General features: G+C 62.5%; 17 protein-coding genes. All 17 read right to left on the bottom strand.

Annotation, left to right across the window (positions count from 1 at the left end; all coding sequences use genetic code 11):
• Window positions 1–117: 117 nt before the first annotated feature.
• A complete protein-coding gene (locus tag AF337_RS04745; protein WP_049731204.1) occupies window positions 118–1905 on the bottom strand; it encodes an adenine deaminase in 1788 nt (595 codons plus the stop codon).
• Window positions 1902–2822, bottom strand: coding sequence for a nucleoside hydrolase (locus AF337_RS04740; RefSeq protein ID WP_049731203.1), 921 nt, complete (start codon window positions 2820–2822; stop codon window positions 1902–1904). Before AF337_RS04740 ends, AF337_RS04745 begins: the two co-directional genes overlap by 4 nt.
• A gap of 4 nt (window positions 2823–2826) precedes the next feature.
• Complete coding sequence (locus AF337_RS04735) at window positions 2827–3852, bottom strand: ABC transporter ATP-binding protein (RefSeq protein ID WP_049731202.1); 1026 nt, start codon at window positions 3850–3852, stop codon at window positions 2827–2829.
• Complete coding sequence (locus tag AF337_RS04730; protein ID WP_049731201.1) at window positions 3845–4624, bottom strand: ABC transporter permease; 780 nt, start codon at window positions 4622–4624, stop codon at window positions 3845–3847. The genes AF337_RS04735 and AF337_RS04730 overlap by 8 nt, the downstream gene beginning before the upstream one ends.
• Window positions 4621–5448: an ABC transporter permease gene (locus AF337_RS04725; protein ID WP_049731205.1), complete on the bottom strand. Its 828-nt coding sequence runs from the start codon at window positions 5446–5448 to the stop codon at window positions 4621–4623. The genes AF337_RS04730 and AF337_RS04725 overlap by 4 nt, the downstream gene beginning before the upstream one ends.
• Before the next feature lie 67 nt (window positions 5449–5515).
• Window positions 5516–6538, bottom strand: a complete 1023-nt coding sequence (locus AF337_RS04720) for an ABC transporter substrate-binding protein (protein WP_049731200.1) — start codon at window positions 6536–6538, stop codon at window positions 5516–5518.
• A 1-nt stretch (window position 6539) separates the two neighbouring features.
• Entirely contained in the window at window positions 6540–7583 is a 1044-nt protein-coding gene (locus AF337_RS04715) for a LacI family DNA-binding transcriptional regulator (protein WP_049731199.1), read from the bottom strand.
• A 173-nt stretch (window positions 7584–7756) separates the two neighbouring features.
• The gene (locus AF337_RS04710; protein WP_049731198.1) at window positions 7757–9199 is read right to left on the bottom strand and encodes an efflux transporter outer membrane subunit; all 1443 of its coding nucleotides are present in this window, start codon (window positions 9197–9199) and stop codon (window positions 7757–7759) included.
• Between the two features lie 149 nt (window positions 9200–9348).
• Entirely contained in the window at window positions 9349–12459 is a 3111-nt protein-coding gene (locus tag AF337_RS04705) for an efflux RND transporter permease subunit (RefSeq protein ID WP_049731197.1), read from the bottom strand.
• Window positions 12460–12504: 45 nt separating this feature from the next.
• Complete coding sequence (locus AF337_RS04700) at window positions 12505–13716, bottom strand: efflux RND transporter periplasmic adaptor subunit (protein WP_049731196.1); 1212 nt, start codon at window positions 13714–13716, stop codon at window positions 12505–12507.
• A gap of 155 nt (window positions 13717–13871) precedes the next feature.
• Window positions 13872–14474 carry a TetR family transcriptional regulator gene (locus tag AF337_RS04695; protein WP_049731195.1) on the bottom strand — a complete coding sequence of 201 codons (603 nt, stop codon included), beginning with the start codon at window positions 14472–14474 and terminating at the stop codon, window positions 13872–13874.
• A gap of 104 nt (window positions 14475–14578) precedes the next feature.
• A complete protein-coding gene (locus AF337_RS04690) occupies window positions 14579–15523 on the bottom strand; it encodes a phosphoribosylaminoimidazolesuccinocarboxamide synthase (protein ID WP_049731194.1) in 945 nt (314 codons plus the stop codon).
• Between the two features lie 179 nt (window positions 15524–15702).
• Window positions 15703–17445, bottom strand: coding sequence for an SLC13 family permease (locus tag AF337_RS04685; protein ID WP_049731193.1), 1743 nt, complete (start codon window positions 17443–17445; stop codon window positions 15703–15705).
• A gap of 102 nt (window positions 17446–17547) precedes the next feature.
• Window positions 17548–18231, bottom strand: a complete 684-nt coding sequence (locus AF337_RS04680; RefSeq protein ID WP_049731192.1) for a phosphoribosyltransferase — start codon at window positions 18229–18231, stop codon at window positions 17548–17550.
• Between the two features lie 14 nt (window positions 18232–18245).
• The gene (locus AF337_RS04675; RefSeq protein WP_049731191.1) at window positions 18246–19052 is read right to left on the bottom strand and encodes a pseudouridine synthase; all 807 of its coding nucleotides are present in this window, start codon (window positions 19050–19052) and stop codon (window positions 18246–18248) included.
• Between the two features lie 154 nt (window positions 19053–19206).
• Window positions 19207–19413 carry a hypothetical protein gene (locus tag AF337_RS04670; RefSeq protein WP_003590425.1) on the bottom strand — a complete coding sequence of 69 codons (207 nt, stop codon included), beginning with the start codon at window positions 19411–19413 and terminating at the stop codon, window positions 19207–19209.
• Window positions 19414–19552: 139 nt separating this feature from the next.
• Window positions 19553–19891 (bottom strand): hypothetical protein, encoded by a 339-nt coding sequence (locus tag AF337_RS04665; RefSeq protein ID WP_049731190.1) that lies wholly within the window; start codon window positions 19889–19891, stop codon window positions 19553–19555.
• Window positions 19892–20225 lie beyond the last annotated feature (334 nt).

Below are 20225 nucleotides of genomic sequence, written 5' to 3'. Positions count from 1 at the left end.
CCTCAGCTTTCCCGGTACGGATCGAATGGACAACCTATTGGAAGCTCACAGCTAGAGCCTTTGGCCCGTAGGGCGGATGAGGGGGCTGCACGGCAAGTACGGTCTGTGCGTCCAAACTTACAAAACCTCCAGCACCGGGCTTTCCAGCACCTTTCCCGTCACTACATCGGCAATCCCCCGGTCCGTCTGGTGCGGGCCGGCATTGCAGGCAAGCGTTGCGCCGAAGCAGGCCTTGAAGACGCGATAAGGCGGTTTCCAGTCGACGATTTTTTCCATGGCTTTGCGGATGCCGGCGAAAGCCGAAGCGGTTTCCTTCAGCGATGCGCCGGTCACCAGGCCGGAGAGCGGCAGCGGCAAGATCGCCTCGATCTTTCCGTCCTTGGCGACCGCCATGCCGCCGCCGGCTGATATGACGGCGTTGGCGGCGAGCGCCATGTCACGCGCATTGCCGCCGAAGACGGTGAGGTTGTGGCTGTCATGCGAGACGGTGGTGCAGAAGGCGCCGCGCCATTCACTCCAGCCGGTGAGGAAGCCGATGCGCGGGGTCCCGTCGGCCTTGCCGTGGCGATGGGCGACGGCGATCATGGCGCTGCCGGCCGGCGGCACGACGAAGCCGTCCCTAACCTCCGTCTCCGCCTCGCCCCATTGCGTGAAGCGCGGGCGGTCGATGGTGGCGACGCGAACGCGCTCGCCTCTCGACGGGATGCGGAAATCATCCTCGGCGAATTGCGGGAGCTTCACCGAATTTTCAAGCGGTGCAGTATCGAGCTGCTTAATGTCACCCTGCATGCCGCCGTTGCGGGCGGCGATGCGTCCGCCCGATATGACCAGCCGCGCCCGGAATTGCTCGAGGTCCTCGAAGAGCACGATGTCGGCGCGGCGGCCAGCGGCGATAAGACCGAGATCGGAGCGCTTCAGCCGCGCAGCGGCGTTGAAGGTCGCGGCCCGGAGCGCCCATTCCGGCTTCATGCCGTAGCGCACCAAGCGGCGGATGACATCGTCGAGGCCGCCGGTTTGATAGAGTTCATCGGGAAAGACGTCGTCGGTGCAGAGCGTCACGGTTGGAGGCAGGTGGCCGAGACCGTTCAGCACCTCAACGAATTCCTGCAGCAAATGGTCGTGCGAGCCGCGCAGCTCGATCGTCAGGCCGGCGGCAAGCTTGGCGGCGAGGTCGGTGCCGGAGGTGAGTTCGTGGTCGGAGGTGACGCCCGCCGCCATGAAGGCGTTGAGATCGGCGCCTTCAAGGCCGCGGGCATGACCGCAGACGAGCTTACCGGAGGCAAGGCCGGCATTGACGATAGCGCTCATGCGCGGATCGCCGTCGATGACGCCGCGCATGTTCATGACTTCGGCGACGCCGCCGACGGCGGAGGAACGCAGCATTTCGGCAATGACGGCGGCATCGAAATCGGCGCCGGCAAATTCCAGCTCCGGCGCCGACGGCACGCAGGAGGGGGCGAGCAGGATCATGCGCAGCGGCGGTGAGCGTGCCGCCTCTACAGCCCAGCGCACGCCGTCGAGGCCATGCACATTGCCGAATTCATGCGGATCCCAGACGATGGTGGTGACGCCGCGCGGCAGCACGGCACGCGCATATTCCGCTGGTGTCACCATCGAACTTTCGACATGCATGTGCGTGTCGATCAGGCCGGGTGTTGCGATGCTGCCCGCCGCATCGATGATCTCGGCCGCATCGTTCCGGCTTGCCGGGGCATGGACGCTTGCGATCAGCGCGCCGACGAGGCCGATATCGACCTCCCGGATCAGGCCCGTCACCGCATCGAGCAGCCGGCCGCCGGTAATCAGCATGTCGAAGGGGGCATCGCCGCGCGCGGCAGCGACGGCTCGCGCACGCAGGGCGGGATCGTTGAGATCGGCGGGTTCCTGGCGAGGGGTGGTGTTCATTTGCGGGCCTCGTTGACCAGGGCGGCGAGGATGATCGCACGCGCGCTATCGGCATCGATGTCGGCGGCGAATTCTGCGTTGAAGGTCGCATGCGTAGCGCGGGTCTCGACGACGGTGCGGCCACGGGTCAAGGTTCCCTGCAGCTCGACGTCGATGCGCGCGGGGCGGAAGCTGACGATGTCAGGAGCGATGAAGGCGACGGCGGCACAGGGGTCGTAGATCGCCATGCCGGGGCGGCCGCGGCTGGTGCCGATACTTACATAACCCGAGAACATATCGGCGATCAGCTCGGCATTGGCGCCGCCGGCCTCGCGCACCGGCTCGGCATCCTCCGGCCGTGCCAGCACCTTGCGGCAGAGATCGAGATCGACCATGCGCAGCGGCAGGCCATGGGCGATGACGATCGACAGAGCTTCAGGATCGGCGAGCGCGTTGAACTCGGCGGACGCCGTATGGTTGCCCGATGTGACACCGCCGCCCATCCAGACGAGGTCGCCGATGCGGGCGGTTAGATCGGGGCGGGCGAGCGCCACGGCGGCGATATTGGTAAGCGGCCCGAGCGCCAGGATGCGGTGCTGGCCCTCGCCTTCCAGCCAGCGGCAAAGTGCTGCGAAGGCATCGCTTACGGCAAGGGCTGAGGCCTCCGGCAGGCTCCTGTCGATGGTCGGAATGCCGGTTGCGCCGAGGATCGCCTGGGCGGTTTCGAGCTTGCCGAGAACCGGCATGGCGCGGCCGGTGTGGATGGGGAACTTCCAGCCGAAGGCGCTGGCGGCGCCGGCGGCATTTTTTCTCACCTGCGATAGCGGCGCATTGCCGAAGACCAGCGATACGCCGTCGATGTCGAATTCCGACTGTGCCACCACCAGAATGGCGGCAATGTCGTCGAAGCCCATATCGGTGTCGATCCAGACGCCCATGATGTCACCCGAAGCGTTTGAGGTTGGCCGCGCCGGCAACCGGCAGATCGAAGGCCAGCGCGCTGCCGATCTCGTGCGGCGGCAGGCTTGCGTCGATCTCGGCCTTGATCGGCCCGAGCGGCGTATCGAGGAGATATTCGCGAGTGTTGCCGGCAAAGGAGGTGCCGCGCACAGTGCCCTGGAACGGGCCAGAGCCAAGGTGCACCATGCGCGGACGCCAGGCAAGGCCCGCCGCAGCGTCCGGGACCGGAGCGGAAAGCGCGACCGGGCCGTTCGGCGTTGCAAGCTTATCGTCTTTCAGCGCAAAGACATTCTCGAAGCCGACGAAATCGGCGACGAAGGCGGAGGCGGGCTTGTTGTAGATCTCCTCAGGCGTGCCGATCTGTTCGATGCCGCCGTTCAGCATGACGACGATGCGATCGGCGAGCGCCAAAGCCTCCACCTGATCATGGGTCACGAAGATCATGGTGACACCGGTCTCCTTCTGCACGCGCTGCAATTCGGCGCGCATTTCCAGGCGAAGCCGAGCGTCGAGATTGGAGAGCGGCTCGTCGAGCAGCAGCACCTTCGGCTCCATCACCATCGAGCGGGCGAGGGCCACGCGCTGCTGCTGGCCGCCGGAGAGTTCGGCGGGCTTGCGACCGGCGAAGGCCGAGAGGCCGACCGATTTGAGGCCGGCGCCGACGCGGGCGTCGAGATCGGCGCCCGAGATGCGCCTGAGGCGCAGACCGAAGGCGACGTTCTCATAGACCGTCAGATGCGGGAAGAGGGCGTAGGACTGGAAGACGAGGCCGACGGCGCGCTTGTTGGCGGAGACGCGGGTGATATCGGCGCCGTCGAGGCTGATGCGGCCGGAGGCGGGCGTCAGCAGGCCGGCGATGGCGCGCATCGTCGTCGTCTTGCCGCAGCCGGAAGGGCCGAGAAGGGCGACGAGTTCACCTTTGCCGATCGTAAGGTCGAGCTCCCTCACCGCGACTGTATCGCCATAGGCAAGCGTCAGCTTGTCGAGTTGAAGATAGGCATCAGACATAACGCGAGAATCCCAGGAAACGTTCGGCGAGGAAGACGATGCCGATCGAGAGAAAGGCGAGAAGGGCGGAGAGCGCCGCAATGGAGGGGTCGTAGGTGGTTTCCATGTAGCCCAGCATGTCGATCGGTAGCGTCCGCACACCGGGGCCGGAGAGGAAGAGGGAGACGGGCACTTGGTTGAAGCTGGTGACGAAGCCGAGGATGAAGGCGGCGAGAATGCCGCCGCGGATATTCGGCATCACTACACGGAAGAAGGCGCCGAGCCTGGAGGAGCCGAGCAGGACGGCGGCCTCCTCGATATCCGAGCGCAGATTGTCGAGGCTCGCCGAGACGACGCGCACGGCATAGGGCAGCACGAGGGCGGTGTGGGCAAAGAAGAGCGCGAGCGAGATGTTGAAGCGGAAGGGCACGACGAGATAACGCAAGAGCGCCAGGCCGACGATGATGCCGGGCACGATGATCGGCAGCGAGACGATGGTGCGGACGGTTTCTGCCGCGGGCAACCGGTAGCGCGACAGGGCATAGGCGGCCGGGATACCGAGGACGAGGGCTGCGAGCGTTCCAAAGACCGCAAGGAACATCGACATGGCGAAACTGTCGCGGAAACTCTCGACGGTAAACACCTTCATCACCCAGCGCAGCGACAGTCCCTGCGGCGGGAAGGCCAGCGTATCGCCTGCCGACAGCGAAGCGGCGATAATGATCAGGAAGGGACCGATCAGAAAGACCAGCAGCAGGAAAAGCACGATGGGCGAAAACAGGCGCAGGGTCATCGGCGGCTCCTCGCCGTCGCAAGCCGTTTCAACAGGATATTGGCGGCAAAGCTCATGATGATCAGAATGAAGGCGATGACGCTTGCCGAGACGAAATCATTGGCGACGGAGACCTGCTGATACAGCAGCGTTTCCAGCATCAGCACCTTCGAGCCGCCAAGCACGGCAGGGGTGATATAGGCGGTCAGCGATCCGGTGAAGACAAGCGTGCCGCCGACGACGAGGCCTTCCCTGGTCAGCGGCAGGATGACCTTCCAGAAGACCTGGAACCAGTTGGCGCCAAGCACGCGGGCCGCGGGAATCGCATCCTTCGGCATGTTTTCGAGCGCACTGATCAAGGAAAGGATCATTAGCGGCAGAAAGAGCTGCAGGAGACCGATGAAGACGGCGGTTTCGGTGAACAGCAGCCGCAGCGGCTCGGCGCTGAGGCCGAGGCCCGTTATCGCCTGGTTGACGATGCCGGTGCGGCCGAGAATGACGATCCAGGCATAGGTGCGCGCCACCGGCGAGATCATCAGCGGCAGGGTGACGAGGCCGATCATGCGCCCCTTGCCCTTCGCCGGCAGGTTGACGATGGCGAAGGCCGCGGCATAACCGATAACCGCCGAGACGGCGGTGACTTCGAGGCCGAGCCGGAAGCTGCGCAGGAAAACGGTGCGGTTCAGCGTCTCGGAAAAGAAACCGGCATAGGCCGACAGTGTCCAGCCGCCGCCGGCCCGGAAGCCCTCCGACAGCAGGATCGCGACGGGTAGCAGGAAGACCACGGTCGCAAAGACCGCTGCCGGCAAGGCCAGCGCCAGGGCTTCTGCGCGGTTCTGGAACATGAGGCGCCTTTCGAGCGGACAGAGGATGGTCCCGGCAGAGCTGCCGCGACCGGTTCTCATTCAGGCCTTACTGGCCGACCTTTTCGTTCCAGGTTTTCAGCCAGCCGGCGCGATTGTCGAGGGCGACGGCCGAAGGGATCAGCTTGAGGCTCTTGGCGGTTTCATCGCCATAGGTCAGATTATTGGCGGCGGCTTCGGACAGCTTGACCTCGCTGTTGGCGGGGCTGTCGACCAGCTTTTCGGCGAGCTTGGTCTGGATCTCGGTCGAAAGCCAGAAATCCATGAACTGCAAGGCGAGATCCTGGTTCTTCGACCCCTTGGTCAGCACCAGCACGTTCATGCCGCCGGTCTGCCCCTCTTTCGGCGTCGCCCAGGCGACCGGGACGTCGAGCTTGGTGAAGCCTGCCCAGGAGAAGCGACCGATCGGCGCTGCCCAGATCTCTTCCTGCTGCATCAGCTGTACGAGCTGCGAGGATTTTTCGTAGAAGGTGACGATGTCGTCCTTCTTCTCGCCCAGTGCTTCGATCGGTCCCTTCAGATCCGGCGTGTCCTTGCCGAGCGCCTGGCCGAGCATATAGAGCGCCGGTGGCCCCTGATTGGTGGTCACGTTCGGAAAGGCGACATGGCCGACATATTCCGGCTTCAGGAGATCGGCCCAAGAGTCGATCTTCATCTTGTCGGAGCGGTAGGCGATGGAGGTGGCGTAAAAGGTATAACCGACGCTCATGCCGTCGCGGTTCGGATCCTTGGCGACGTCGTAAAGCCTGGCGAAATTAGCGAGCTTAGCGGTGTCGATCTTGTCGACCAGGCCGGCGCGCGATGCGGCCAGTGCATCGGCCATGGAAACGGCGGCGAGATCGACGACAGGATTGGCCTTGTTGGCCTCCATCTTGGCCAGGCGTTCGACGCTGTTGCCCGTCTCGACCACGAGCTTGCAGCCGCATTTGGCTTCGAACGGATCGTAGACCAGCGTCTTGAAATCGTCCTGCGCAAAGGCATAGACGGAAATGGTCAGCGTCCGGTCCGCTGCGGCTGCTCCGAGCGGAGACAGTGCGGCGAGTGCTGCCGAGGCAATGAGAGCTTTTTTCATCTTACATGTTCTCCATCTCTGAGGTTTTTGATGCCGGGTTCGCGGGCCCGGATGATTGGCGGACGATCAGCTGCATGGCGACGCGCTCGATCTCAGCGGTAACGAGCACGCCCTGCCGGATGCTGTTTGCTCTTATGGCATCCGCCAGCGCCGACACGGCAATCCCGGCAATAGTGTCCATGTCCATGCGAACCGTCGTAAGCGACGGCGTGACGACGGGCGACCAGATGAGGTCGTCGAAGCCGGTGACGCTGACATCGGCTGGAATGTTGACGCCGGCCTGCTGTAGCTCCGTCAGCGCACGCAGCGCCTGCAGATCGGAGAGGGCCGCGAAAGCGGAGAACCCCTGCCTCACTCTTTCGGCGAGTCCAAGCGGACAGCCGCTGCCCCCATCCCGCTCCAGCTTGTCGATCCACAGGGTTTCAGCATGCATGCCGGAGTGCAGACCGGAGCGGATGCCACCGACGCGGTCGTTCTGGACGCTGGATTCCTGATTGTTGCCGATGATGAGGATGCGGCGATGGCCGAGGCCGGCAAGATGGCCGGCGATTTCACGGCCGCCTTGCCAATGGTCGGCGGAAACGGTGTTGCCCGGCGTCGAAGGGGTATCAATGACGGCGATTGGACAGGCGGCGGAGGAAATGCGGGTGGCGCGGCGGGGAATGATGACCATGCCATCGACGCCACGTTCGACGAGCCGATTAATGGCCTCGGTCTGGGCGGCGACATCGCCGCGGGAATCGGCGATCAGCACACCGTAACCGGCGGCAGAAGCGGCGAATTCGATCGCCTGGGCGATCTTGGGAAAGAGCGGATTGGCGATGTCGGGCAGCACCAGTCCGAGAACGCCGCTGCGGCCGGTCCGCAGCGCCCGCCCGGCCTGGCTCGGGACGTAACCGAGCTCGGCCGCATGCTCGCGAATCCTTTCGACCAGTTGGCCGGAGACGCGGCCCTTGCCTGATAGCGCATTGGAGACCGTGGCGACCGAGACGCCGAGCGACGTCGCTATCCTGCTGAGGTTCGGTCCCGAACGCGATGAAGCCATGATCGACGACGCCTGATTAATCGTTTAATCAGAGCTTTACCTCAGCTCTTTTCGCTTGTCGAATCCCAATTCATCTTATCGCGCTTTATCCGCGATACAAATTCGGCCGACATGAAAAAGCCCCGCGAGACGATCGCGGGGCTGTGTATGTCCATACGACGCAAGGCGGCCGATCAGGTCTTGGCCGGCTTCACCACGACAGTGGTGTTGGCCACGGTGGCCTTGCCGCCGGGGGCGTAGCCGCCGCCGACCGCGATGTTGAGGGAGACATAGTCCTTAGCCATCTGCTGAACTGCCTGGGCAAGGCTTGCCTGGGCGAGCGAAACCTGGCGTTGCGCGTCGAGAACGTCGAGCAACGAAGAGGCGCCGTCCTTGTAAGATGCAGTCGACAGTTCCAGGGTTTCCTGCGTGGTCTTCACCTGGGCCTGGAGTGCAGAAACCGTGCGGGCGTCACGCCGGACAGCGGCGAGCGCGTTCTCAACCTGCTCGACGGAGGTCAGCACCGTCGATTTCCAGTTGAGGTAGGCGGTCGCGGCGTCGGACTGTGCAGACTTGACGTTGGCGCGCAGGCGGCCGCCATCGAAGATCGGCAGGTTGAGGGTTGGACCGAATGACCACGGCGTCAGGCCGCCATGGATGCCGCGCTGGTTGATGTAGGACGGCGAGATCGAACCGCTGAGCGAGATGCTCGGATAAAGCTGCGCCTGGGCAACACCGATATTGGCCGTTGCCGCGGCGAGATCGCGCTCCGCTACGCGAACGTCGGGACGGTTGCGGATCAGGTCGGCCGGGATGCCGGAATTGATGCCGCCCCGGAACACCGGCTGTCCGTGGCCCTTCAGCAATTCGTCGACGAGGGCCGAGGCCGGCAGGCCGAGCAACGTGGCAATGTGATGGGCCGATATGCGGATGTTGGTTTCGAGGCCTGGAATTTCGGCGAGCGTCGATTGTACCAAGCCTTCGGCCTGGACGACGTCAAGACGCGAGGCGGCGCCGGCTTCAAGCTGGAACTTGGTCAGCTCGTAGGTTTCCTGGCGAGACTTCAGGTTGGCCCTCGAAAGCGCCAGGCGCTGCTGATAGTAGCGAACGTCGATATAGCTCGAGACGAGATCCTGCACCAGGGTCAGCTTGGCGACATCGGCGGATGCATAGGCGGAATCGAGCGAAGCGAGCGCGCTCTCGGTGCTGCGCTTGTAGAGGCCGAAGAGATCGAGCAGCCAGCTCAGCTGGACGTCGCCGGCACTGGTGTTGCGTGTGTCGAACTGCGTGCGCAGTTCGCCCCTCTGGCCGCTGACCGTATGCGAGCCGCCGACCGTCAGGTTCGGCAGGCCGCCGGCGCCGGCGGTGGTGACGTTGGCGGAGGCCGCATTGATGCGTTCGATCGCCTGCTGGACGCTCAGGTTCTGGTCGAGGCCGGCCTGGACATAGCCATTCAGTTTGGGGTCGTTGAAGGCGGTCCACCAGGCTGCGGTAGCAACATCGCCTACACTCTTTGTTCCGCCCTCTCCGAATTTGGCGGGCAGCGGCATCTCAGGAGGAGCATGATCCGGGCCAACAACGCAACCCGACAATAATAACAGCAATGCCGGTGTGGCGGCAAAACGAAGAGATACCATTCATTTCATCCTGTACTCGAGCAAGTCAATTCTTGTCCGAAGCTTCATGCTTCACTATCGGCCGCCGCGCCTCGTTTACCAAAAACACCATTCCGAAGCAGTCGGGCGCAATGTAGCAATCGGAACAGCATTATCACAGTGCATTTATATCACACTCCCGCCGCATTTTTGCCGCGTGTGGCAAAGATGCGTCGAATGACGACGAAGAAAGACGGTACGAAGAAAATTCCGAGCATCGTTGCCGCCAGCATGCCGCCGAGAACGCCGATACCGATGGCGTTCTGTGCCGCCGAACCCGCGCCTGTCGCAATTGCCAGCGGCACGACACCGAGAATGAAAGCCAGCGAGGTCATGATGATCGGCCGCAGGCGCAATCTCGCTGCCTCAAGGGTCGCTTCGTAGAGGCCCATGCCGCTTTCCATGCGGTCCTTGGCAAATTCGACGATGAGGATCGCGTTCTTCGCCGCCAGCCCGATGGTCGTGAGCAGGCCGACCTTGAAATAGACGTCGTTTGCCTGACCGAACAAGGTCGCTGCCGTCAGCGCCCCGAGAATGCCGACAGGCACCGCCATGATCACCGAGAAGGGGATCGACCAGCTTTCATAAAGCGCTGCCAGGCAGAGGAAGACGACGAGAACGGAGATCGCATAGAGCATCGGCGCCTGCGAACCGGAAAGGCGCTCCTGATAGGAGATGCCCTGCCAGGCGACCGTATAGCCGCCGCCGAGCTGTTCGGTCAGCGCTTCCATTTCGTTCATCGCATCGCCGGAGGAAACCCCAGGCGCGGAAGCTCCGTCGAGCGGAATGGCGCTGACGGCGTTGAAGCGGGCAAGCGAGGGCGCACCCTTCACCCATTCCGTCTTGGTAAAGGCGGAGAAGGGCACCATCTCGCCGTCATTGTTGCGGGCGTACCAGTGGTTGAGATCGTCAGGCTGCATGCGGAAGGGAGCATCGCCCTCGACGTAGACCGGTTTGATCTCGCCGTTCAGGGTGAAGTCGTTGACGTCGCGGCCGGTGAAGATGATCGACAGCATCGAATTGACCGAGGCGATGTCGACGCCCATGGCGCCGATCTTCTCCTGATCGAGCACGATTCGCATCTGTGGCTCGACTTCCTTGTTGCTGCTGCGCAGCGCCACGATCTTGCCCGAAGTATTGCCCATCTGGATCAGCCGCTTGGAGGCGGCCGTCAGGGCGTCGTTGCCATGGCCGCCGGTATCGACGAGGTACATGGAGAAGCCGCTCGATACGCCGAGACCCTGGATCGCAGGCGGCAGAAGTGCAAAGACCTGCGCCTCGCGGATCGCAAAGAAATTGCCGAGCGCACGGTTGACGACCGACTGGGCGCTGAGCTTGGGATCGGTGCGCTTTGCAAAATCCTTGAGCTTGGTGAAGACGATGGCGCTGTTCTGGCCGGAGCCGTTGAAGCCGAAGCCGAGGGCGCCGAACACGGATTCCACCGCATCCTTTTCGTTTTCACGATAATATTTCTCGACCTTCTCGACGACCGCCTGGGTCTGCTGGGTGGTCGAGCCCGGCGGCGTGGTGACGATGGTCAGCAGCACGCCCTGGTCTTCCTGCGGCAGGAAGGAACTCGGCAGGCGGGTGAAGAGATAGGCGCAGCCGGCGCCGACGAGCAGGAAGACCAGCATGACCCGGATCGGCCGTTTCAACAGATAGCCGATGGTGCCGACATAGCTGTTGGTCGAGCGCGTGAAATTGCGGTTGAACCAGTCGCCGACGCGGTGCTTCCTGTGTTCGCCGACCGGCTTTAGCATCGTGGCGCAAAGGGCTGGCGTCAGCACGAGGGCGACGAGCGCCGACAGCAGCATGGCCGAGACAATCGTGATCGAAAACTGGCGATAGATGATCCCGGTGGAGCCGCCGAAGAAGGCCATGGGAATGAAGACGGCGGTCAGCACGAGCGCGATGCCGACGATGGCGCCGGTGATCTCGCCCATCGATTTTTCCGTCGCCTCGAGCGGCGAAAGCTTTTCTTCGGACATGATGCGTTCGACGTTTTCGACGACGACGATGGCGTCGTCGACGAGAAGGCCGATCGCCAGCACCATGGCGAACATCGTCAAGGTATTGATCGAGTAGCCGGTGACCGCCAGCACGCCGAAGGTGCCGAGCAGCACCACCGGAACGGCAATCGTCGGGATCAGCGTCGCCCGCAGGTTCTGCAGGAAAATGAGGAGGACGACGAAAACGAGCACGATCGCCTCGATCAGCGTGTGCACGACCTTCTCGATCGACAGCTCGACGAAGGGTGTCGTGTCGTAGGGATAGGTGATTTCGACACCTGCGGGCAGGCCGCGGCCGATGACATCGAGCGCCGAGCGCACGCGGGCGGCGGTATCGATGGCGTTGGCGCCGATCGCCAGGTTGACGGCAAAACCGGTCGAGGGCTGGCCGTTGTAGCGCGAATTGCCGCCATAGCTTTCCTGGCCGATCTCGATGCGCGAGACGTCGCTCAAACGCACCGTCGCGCCATCCTTTTCGACCTTCAGAATGATGTGCTCGAAATCGGCGACGGTGGTCAGCTGGCTTTGCGCGGTGATGGTGACGTTGATCTGCTGGCCGGGGACCGCCGGCTGGGCGCCGAGCGAACCGACCGAGACCTGGGTGTTCTGCGCCTGGATGGCGGCGGTGACGTCGCTCGGCGTCAACTGATATTTCAAGAGCTTAAAGGGATCGAGCCAGACGCGCATGGCGTATCCCGAACCGAAGACGTTGATGCTGCCGACACCTTCCAGGCGTTGGATCTGATCCTCGATCGAGGTCGACAGGATATTGCCGAGGTCGACCGAGTTGCGCTTGCCGTCGGTGGAAACAAGCGAGCCGACGAGAAGGATGCTCGACGTCGAGCGGGTGACGCTGATGCCGGCATCGATGACATCACCAGGAAGCTGCGACTGAACCAGCTGCAACTTGTTCTGCACCTGCACCTGAGCGATATCAGGGTCGGCGCTCGTTCCGAAGGTCAGCTGGATGCTGGCCGAACCCGTCGACGAGGTCGAGGTCATGTAAGTTAGATCGTCGAGGCCCGTCATGCCGTCCTCGATGATCGTCGTCACCGATTTCTCGACGGTCTCTGCACTCGCGCCCCGATAGGTGGCGTTGATGCGGACCGTTGTCGGGGCGATGTCGGGATATTGCGAGATCGACAGGGTGAAGATCGCCAGCAGGCCGGCGAGCATGATGGTGATCGCAATGACCCAGGCGAAAATCGGACGTCGGATGAAAAACTTGGCCATCGGTTGTTCCTGTGCGGCTGAGACGGTGACGATGCGGGCTCGAAGCTATTTCGCTGCGGGCTTCTCTGCGTCACCGGCCGCGGGCTGCTCGGCAGCCACGACCACGCCATTGTCGGTGATCTTCATCGGAACCGGTTTCACCGGCATGCCTGACGTGATCGATTGCAGGCCGCTGACGATCAGCTGATCGCCGTCCTTGATGCCTTCGGTGACGAGCCAGGAATTATTGGAGGGCGAGCTGTTTTCGAAAGCGCGGGTTTCGACCTTGCCGTCGGCGGAAACGAACTGTGCCGTCAGCCGGCCGTTGGCGTCACGGCTCGTCGCCAGCTGCGGCAGCGCATAACCCTCTTCTGAACCGAGCTCGACGGTTGCCCGGACATACATGCCGGGCAGTACGATACGGTCGGGATTGGGAAAGAGCACGCGGATGATGAAGGTGCCTGTGGTCTCGCTGACCACCTGCTTGGACATGTCGAGCTTGCCCTGCTGATTGTATTCCTTGCCGTCTTCGAGGATGAGGTGGAAGACGACATTGGCTGCCCCCTTGATGTCGCCGGCGGCCATCGCATCGCGCAGCTTCAAGAGGTTGGTGCTCGACTCGGTCAACGAGATATAGATCGGATCGAGCTGGCGGATCGTCGTCAGCGCCGTCGTCTGGTTGGCCGAGACGACGTTGCCGACATTATAGGCCGTCTGGTCGCTGATGCCGTCGAAGGGCGCGATGATCCTAGTGTGGTCGAGGTCGATCTGCGCGGCGGACAGTGCTGCTTTCGCCGATTCGACTTCGGCCTTGGCCTGGAGCAGCGTCGTCTTGGCGGTTTCGAATTCGATCTGGGTGGCGCCGCTGCCGACCAGGCGCTGGTAGCGATCGAGATTGCTTTCCGCGCTCGGCACACTCGCCTCGGCTTTGGAGATTGCCGCCTTGGCCTGCTCGACGGCGGCGATATAGGGGGCATCCTCGATCTGGTAGAGAAGGTCGCCCTTCTTGATCTCGCCGCCTTCCTTAAAGGCGATCTCGCGGATGAGGCCGCTCACCTGTGGGCGGATATCGGCCGTCTGGAAGGTCTCGGCGCGGCCGGGAAGGATGGTGGTGACTGGGAAACTGCCCTTTCTCAGCGTGATTACGCCGACCGGCGAGGCCTGCTGGGTCGCGCCAGCGCCCGCATTGCCGGCGGGCTTGCCGGCGTTGTCGCTGCAGGCTGCGAGCAACGCGCCGAACGCCAGCACCGAGGAGATGAGGAGGACACGCCGTATCATTCTGAATTCCCTGTACGGGGCAATGGCCGTTCGATCCACGGGCTCGGCTCCGCCGAGCGCAGGCTTATATAAGCGTTAGGATTGGTTCGGCTTCAAATGCCATCATCCGAATTTAACAAAAGCTTTACGAAGTGACGTAAGTCAGCAATCGTCACTTAGCAAGCGTTATTTTGCAGTGCGGCATCGACGAAATCCACGATGTCCTCGGCGCGGCGCACCAGCGTTTCCTTGTCGTCGCGGACGATCAGGATGGGGTGCAGCACACAGGTCAACACGTCTGCGACGGTGTGTGCCGCGCTTTTCGGATCGCGGCAATGGTAGCGTTCCTCCGCCATGCCCTCGAGGATGATCCCGCCGAGCTTCTCTTCGATACGGGCGCGATAGCGGTTGCCGGCCTCGAGTTTGGCTTCGACCGTCGAAAGCACCATTTCGAAGATGTAGGGGTTTTTCTGGATGTCCTGCAGATGGCCTTCCAGCAGGCGCAGAACGAAGCGGAGCAATTGCTCTTTCGGCGGCAGGTCCTGGTCGAAGGCTGCGAAACGCTCGGTGGCGTTGTCGAGATGGCGTCCGGCGATCGCATCGATCAGCGCGACCTTGGAACGGAAATGCTTGAAGACATTGGCCGGGGACATGTGAAGCGCCCCGGCGATGTCGGCGATCGACACTGCCACATAGCCGCGCTGGCGAAACAACGTCTCCGCCATGGAGAGGATATCCTCCCGCGTTTCCTCGGCCTTGCGTCTCGGCCTTCTTGCCATCCGTCCCCCGCCGGGCCGGGCCCGATCCTTTTGGCTGATGTTAGCGCGATTGCACGAAATGCCGCAAGCCGATGATTGGCCGGCGGCTTTCGCGCGCCGCCATCTCAGGGGAAGTGCGGGGCGAGGTTCTGCCGGATGCGGGCAAGCGGCGTCTCGCCGCTGTCGTCGGGAACAAAGCGCTCGCCGGTGATCGCCTCATAGGCCCTGATGTAGACGGCCGAGGTTTGTTCGATCAGTTCGGTGGGGATCTCGGGGATCTCGTCCTTATACGGGTCGCAGCGTTCCGCCACCCAGGCGCGGACGAAATCCTTGTCGAAACTTTCCGGGCGTTTCCCGGCGGCAAAACTTGCCGGATAGCTTTCGGCAAGCCAATAGCGGCTGCTGTCGGGCGTGTGGATCTCATCGGCGAGGATGATGTTGCCGTCGGCGTCGGTGCCGAATTCATATTTGGTGTCGACGAGAATCAGGCCGCGTTTGGCCGCCATTTCCTGGCCGCGGGCAAAGAGTGCGAGCGCGTATCGCGAAAGGGTTTCCCACTGCTGCCTGGTCAGCAGGCCGCGCGAGACGATTTCGGCAGGCGTCAGCGGCTCGTCATGGCCGCCGTCGAATTCCTTGCTGGTCGGGGTGATGACGGGTTCGGGCAGGATCTGGTTGTCGCGCATGCCGTCGGGCAGGTGCATGCCGTACATCTCGCGCTCACCCTTCTTATAGAGCGTCAGGATCGAGGTGCCGGTGGTACCGGCGAGATAACCGCGCACAACGATTTCGACCGGCAGAATGTCGAGCCGCTTGCCGATGACGACATTGGCATCGGGATAGTCGAGAACATGGTTCGGGCAGATGTCCTTCGTCGCCTCGAACCAGTAGCGCGCCGTCTGCGTCAGCACCTGGCCCTTATAAGGAATGCAGGTGAGGATGCGGTCGAAAGCGCTCAGCCGGTCGGTGCTGATGATGATGCGGCGTCCGTCCGGAAGATCGTAGTTCTCGCGCACCTTGCCGCGATAATAGTTCGGCAGTTCCGGGAAATGGGCTTCGGATAGGATTCGCACGGCGCTAGACTGTCCTTGTGATTGGGTAAAGGCTTCCTGCTCTACTGCATAATTCCTTAAATCGGAATCGATTTAAGGAATTATGCAGCACTCAAAGTGCTACAGCGTCCTTTGCGCGTCTGAAAGACGCGCGGCGCTGTAGTCATCGCCGGGAAGTCAAGGTGGCCCCAACTATCGTATCACAGCCAGAACAGAGCCAGGAGAAACAGAGCGAGGCCATAACTTGTGACGGCAAGCGGCCAGCCGACGCGCAGGAAGTCACCGAAGCGGTAGCCGCCGATGCCCATTGCCAGCGTGTTGTTGTGATGGCCAAAGGGCGTCAGGAAATCCAGCGAGGCGCCGGCGGCGACGGCGATCAGATAGGCGTCCGGGGCGTGGCTGCCGGCTTTCGCGAATTCCAGTGCGATCGGGGCCAGGATGATTGCGACCGTCGCATTGTTGACGAAGGGCGTCAGCGCCATGGCGAGGAAGAGGATGAGAGCGATGCCGAAGAGCGGGCGGGTGATCGGCACGACGAGGCTTAGCCAACCGGCAGTGGTTTCGGCTGCCCCGGTGGTTGCCACTGCCTGACCGATCGGAATCATCGCCGCCAGCATGATAATGATCGGCCAGTTGAGATCGGCCATCGCCTGGCGGATATTCAGATGATTGAGCAAAGCGAGCACGAGCACGACGCCGGCAAAGGCGACGTCGGGACGCAGGCCGGCGGCAGATGCGGCGATGCCGCAGGCAAAGAGCGAGAAGGGCCGCCAGGAGAGCGAGGCCGGGTCGCTCGAAGCAGCCGAAGCGAGCGGCAGGCACTCGCTTTCTTCAAGCGCTTCGGCGATCGCCATGCGCGGCCCTTCGAGCGTCAATATATCGCCGATCGACAGCTGCAGGTCGAGGAAACGGCCCTCGATGCGTGGCGCGCGCATGGAAAGAGCGATGACCGCGACGCCGCGGCTGTGAAAGATTTCGAGCGAGCGGATGCGCGAACCGACCAGCGTGCTTTCCGGCATGACGACGGCTTCGACGCGGCAAAAATCCGGCTGCAGGCCATGCGGATTGATATCGGCGATCAGCGCCTGCGCGGCGGCAAGGCCGGCAAAGACGGTATCGTCGCCTTCGGCGAGCAGCATGTCGCCGGCTTCGATCACCGACTGATCGAGCGGACCGAAGACGAAATTCTCGCCGCGGATCAGCGCATGCGGCTTGATGCCGAAATGCGAGGGACAATCGGAAAGCCGGACGCCGATCAGCGGCGACCCGTCAGGGACGCGACGCTCCACGACGATGCGGCGCTTGGCCGGTGAGATCGCCGCCGGCGCCTCGTCGGGCTCTGGAAACAGCCGCTGCACACGAAAGGCGATGAGCAGAATGCCGGCGATTGCGACCGGCAGGCCGACATAGGCGAAATCGAAGAAGCGAAAGCCGGCTCCGGTCGCCTTGGCGAGCGCGTCGCTGACGAGCAGGTTGGCCGGGGTGCCGATCAGCGAGACGAGGCCGCCGAGCAGGGCTGCAAACGCGACCGGCATGACGAGCTGGCGGCGGGGAATCGTCAGCGCCGTGCCGAGCCGCAGCGCCACCGGCAGGGTGATCGCAAAGGCGCCGATATTGTTCATGAAGATGGAGATGAAACCGGCAAGCGAAGAGGTGCCTGCTATGACCTGGAAGCCCGACGGGCCTGCGGCCGCGAAACGGGCCGCGAGATTGTCGAAGAGCCTGGCGCGCGCCAGCACCTGGACGATCAGCAGGATCTCGACGACCGTGACCACGACGGGACTGGCAAAGCCGGTGAAGATCTGGTCGGCTGGATAAAGCCCGAGCGCATAGCCGGCGAGCAGACCGGCGATCGAAATCACCTCGATGCGGAAGCGATCGAGTGAGAAAAGAACGAGCATCGCCAGCAGAAGGATCAGCAGGGATGCTTGCTCGAACGTCATGCGTGGGCCCGGTGTTTCATCGACGAGGCGAACTGTAATCGTTCCTCATGCGCTGTACAGAGGTTCCTTCAGGCAAAGATTGAACAATTCTCAAGTCTCTCGTCAAGCCGATGGGGTCCACCGACCGGTTGCGTTCCGCTCCAGAATAGGAGTTGCGAAAACGCCGACGGTGCGCGCGATCCATTGCGGTCCGGTGGCCGCCAGGCTTTCGCGCCAGCGATCCGATTGCAGCATCGCCGCACCGATGGCGGCCGGTTCGATGCCGCAGCCCATCAGCAGGTGAAGGCCGGCCGTGATCGAGGCGCCGCTGGATATGACGTCATCGATCAGCGCGACGCGCCGTCCGATCAGCAGCGGCAGCATGCGCGGATCGATATAGAGGCGCTTCTGCTGTGTCGGCGTGGTGATCGAGGACAGGGCGACGGAAAGCTCGTCGCGGTACCAGAATTTGCGCGAGGTGCCGAGCGGAACATAACGGTGGTGGCCGAGCTTCTGCGCCACCGCGGCGGCAAGCGTCAGGCCGAGTGTCGGCAGGCCGGCGACGACATCGATGCACATCGGCCTGATCTTTTCGGCGAGGCTTTCGGCCAAGGTATCGAGCACGGCGAAGCTCGCCTGGTTGACGATCAGCGAGGCGAGGGCATGTTCACCATCCGCCAACACGCGGATCGGCAGGCGAAGCTGGCGTCCGTCTTCCAACACAGCGACATAGAAGGAGGTGAACTCGCCGGCGGCGGCAAAGGTGCCGGGCGGATGAAACTCCTGCCAGAAATCATGCGGCGCCATGCCAGCCCCATCCGTCAATTGCGTCTTGTCCTCTCAACCCCGGTTTTCCGGCGCAACGCTTGTAACTCCGCCTCGGTCAGCGCACGCACGGCGCCTTTCGGCAGTTCGCCGAGTTCGAGCCCGCCGATTGCGACGCGCACGAGGCGCAGGCACTCGGTTCCGAGCGCCTCCAGCATGCGGCGGATCTGACGGTTGCGGCCCTCGACGAGTTCGACCTCGATCCATGAATTGCGGTCGCCCTGGCGCAAGCGCCGCGCGGCGGTCGCCGTCAGCAATTCACCGTCGTGACGGATGCCCGATGTCATGGCGGCGATGCCCTCGTCGCCCATGATGCCGTCGATCTGGACATGATAGGTCTTCGTCACATGCGTGATCGGATCGAGCAGGATCTGGGCGAATTCCGTGTCGTTGGTGAAAAGCAGCAGGCCTTCGCTCGCCTTGTCGAGCCGGCCGACCGGGGAGAGATGCGGGATGTCGAAATTCCTGAGACAATCATAGACCGTCGGCCTGCCTTCGGGATCGTCGCGGGTGGTGACGAGCCCGCGCGGCTTGTTGAGCATCAGATAGATTTTCGCTTCGGCGGCAATGACGAGACCGTCGACGCTGATCTTGGCCGTAGCAAGGTCGACCCAGGCGGAGGTATCGTTGATGGTGCGGCCGTCGACGGCAACGCGACTTTCGCCGATCAGCCGCTCGGCCTGGGTTCGGGAGCAATAACCAAGCTTGGAAAGAGCACGGGGGAGGGTGACCCGCTTGGCCGCGGCACCGTCGGCGGGCTTTGTCCGATCGCGCGTTTTATACGATGGGCGCCGTTCCCTCATTTGCGGTCCTTATGCTGCCTTCATGCCCTCTACTTGGCATGAACGACGCAAGGATGCCAGCAAGGCAAAGAAAAACCGAGGGGAAGAGATGCTGTAAAAGAACGTCAGCGCTTTGGTGAAAAGCGCCGTTCTGGCATGGTGGGGTTGCGCTGGCTCAGCGGCAGGCCATGAAGCCGGCAAGTTCCTTGCGGCTGACAACGATACCGGCGGCGGCCTTGACCGGGTCCGGATGCGTGTACGACAGACTTGGCATTTCGGGCAGGTCGAGTGCCTGACGCATATTCATGATGCCGACCGCGTAACGGCCGTTGACGCCATCGACGCTGACTTCAATGATGCAATTGGCCCTCTTGTTTTCCATGCTGTCCTCCCTTTCGTTTTTTATGGTCCCTTGCTTGCATTAAAAATTGGTTTTTCTAAGACATAAGCATTTACGCACCTGCCGAAAAACGGATCGGCGGGTGCGTAAAAATATGATTTTTCAACGGATCCGGCAGGCCCTAGCGCCACCAATGGCGTGGCTGCGGCTGTGAGCTGGCGGAAAGCAGATAGCCGGCGAGGAAGCCAATGGCGCCTGCAAGCACCAGCGCAGTTGTCGCTGCGGTCGGATGCTCGCGGGCAGCGCCGGCAGCAGCGGCCCCTTCGGCCTTGATCTGGGCGACGGCATTCTTGGCGCGGGGCAAGGCCTCATCATAAGCCTTGCCGGCGCGGCCGCGCACTTCGTAATAGGCTTCGGCGCCTTGAGCGGAAATCATCTTCTGCAGGCGCGAGACTTCCTGTTGGAGTGCGGCGATGTCCTTGCTGACAGATGCTCTGATATCATCGGTGTTGGCAGCCATATCGGTCTCCTTCCTTCAATGGGAAAGACAACACTCCAGACGGCGATAGGTTCCGAAATGTCCGCCATTGATTTGTGACGGAAATTTAAAGCCTGCGGCCAGAAGCACGTTCATCCGTCGTTAACCATAAATTCGCTCAAGCGGCTGTTTTCCTATCATCTTTTGCCGGTTGAGAGCGGGTTTCCGATGATTTTTTGACCGGGCGGTAAAGGAATTTTTGAAAATTTGCTCCGAAAACGCCGGCTGTGGATAAGGGTCTGCGGAAAAATGCTTGCCGAATCAACCTGTTACAAAAATGTCAAAAAACTTTGGTTTGGTGTGTTGACTTGGAAAA

The sequence above is a fragment of the Rhizobium ecuadorense genome, from assembly GCF_001187535.1.
GTDB lineage: Bacteria > Pseudomonadota > Alphaproteobacteria > Rhizobiales > Rhizobiaceae > Rhizobium > Rhizobium ecuadorense.
The sequence above is the reverse complement of the archived record's forward strand: the minus strand, read 5'-3'. Positions and strand labels throughout refer to the sequence as shown.

Excerpts from the sequence above, each read along its gene's own strand:
- AF337_RS04745 (WP_049731204.1), bottom strand. The coding sequence starts at position 1,905 with ATGAACACCACCCCTCGCCAGGAACCCGCCGATCTCAACGATCCCGCC.
- AF337_RS04740 (WP_049731203.1), bottom strand. The coding sequence starts at position 2,822 with ATGGGCGTCTGGATCGACACCGATATGGGCTTCGACGACATTGCCGCC.
- AF337_RS04735 (WP_049731202.1), bottom strand. The coding sequence starts at position 3,852 with ATGTCTGATGCCTATCTTCAACTCGACAAGCTGACGCTTGCCTATGGC.
- AF337_RS04730 (WP_049731201.1), bottom strand. The coding sequence starts at position 4,624 with ATGACCCTGCGCCTGTTTTCGCCCATCGTGCTTTTCCTGCTGCTGGTC.
- AF337_RS04725 (WP_049731205.1), bottom strand. The coding sequence starts at position 5,448 with ATGTTCCAGAACCGCGCAGAAGCCCTGGCGCTGGCCTTGCCGGCAGCG.
- AF337_RS04720 (WP_049731200.1), bottom strand. The coding sequence starts at position 6,538 with ATGAAAAAAGCTCTCATTGCCTCGGCAGCACTCGCCGCACTGTCTCCG.
- AF337_RS04715 (WP_049731199.1), bottom strand. The coding sequence starts at position 7,583 with ATGGCTTCATCGCGTTCGGGACCGAACCTCAGCAGGATAGCGACGTCG.
- AF337_RS04710 (WP_049731198.1), bottom strand. The coding sequence starts at position 9,199 with ATGGTATCTCTTCGTTTTGCCGCCACACCGGCATTGCTGTTATTATTG.
- AF337_RS04705 (WP_049731197.1), bottom strand. The coding sequence starts at position 12,459 with ATGGCCAAGTTTTTCATCCGACGTCCGATTTTCGCCTGGGTCATTGCG.
- AF337_RS04700 (WP_049731196.1), bottom strand. The coding sequence starts at position 13,716 with ATGATACGGCGTGTCCTCCTCATCTCCTCGGTGCTGGCGTTCGGCGCG.
- AF337_RS04695 (WP_049731195.1), bottom strand. The coding sequence starts at position 14,474 with ATGGCAAGAAGGCCGAGACGCAAGGCCGAGGAAACGCGGGAGGATATC.
- AF337_RS04685 (WP_049731193.1), bottom strand. The coding sequence starts at position 17,445 with ATGACGTTCGAGCAAGCATCCCTGCTGATCCTTCTGCTGGCGATGCTC.
- AF337_RS04680 (WP_049731192.1), bottom strand. The coding sequence starts at position 18,231 with ATGGCGCCGCATGATTTCTGGCAGGAGTTTCATCCGCCCGGCACCTTT.
- AF337_RS04675 (WP_049731191.1), bottom strand. The coding sequence starts at position 19,052 with ATGAGGGAACGGCGCCCATCGTATAAAACGCGCGATCGGACAAAGCCC.
- AF337_RS04670 (WP_003590425.1), bottom strand. The coding sequence starts at position 19,413 with ATGGAAAACAAGAGGGCCAATTGCATCATTGAAGTCAGCGTCGATGGC.
- AF337_RS04665 (WP_049731190.1), bottom strand. The coding sequence starts at position 19,891 with ATGGCTGCCAACACCGATGATATCAGAGCATCTGTCAGCAAGGACATC.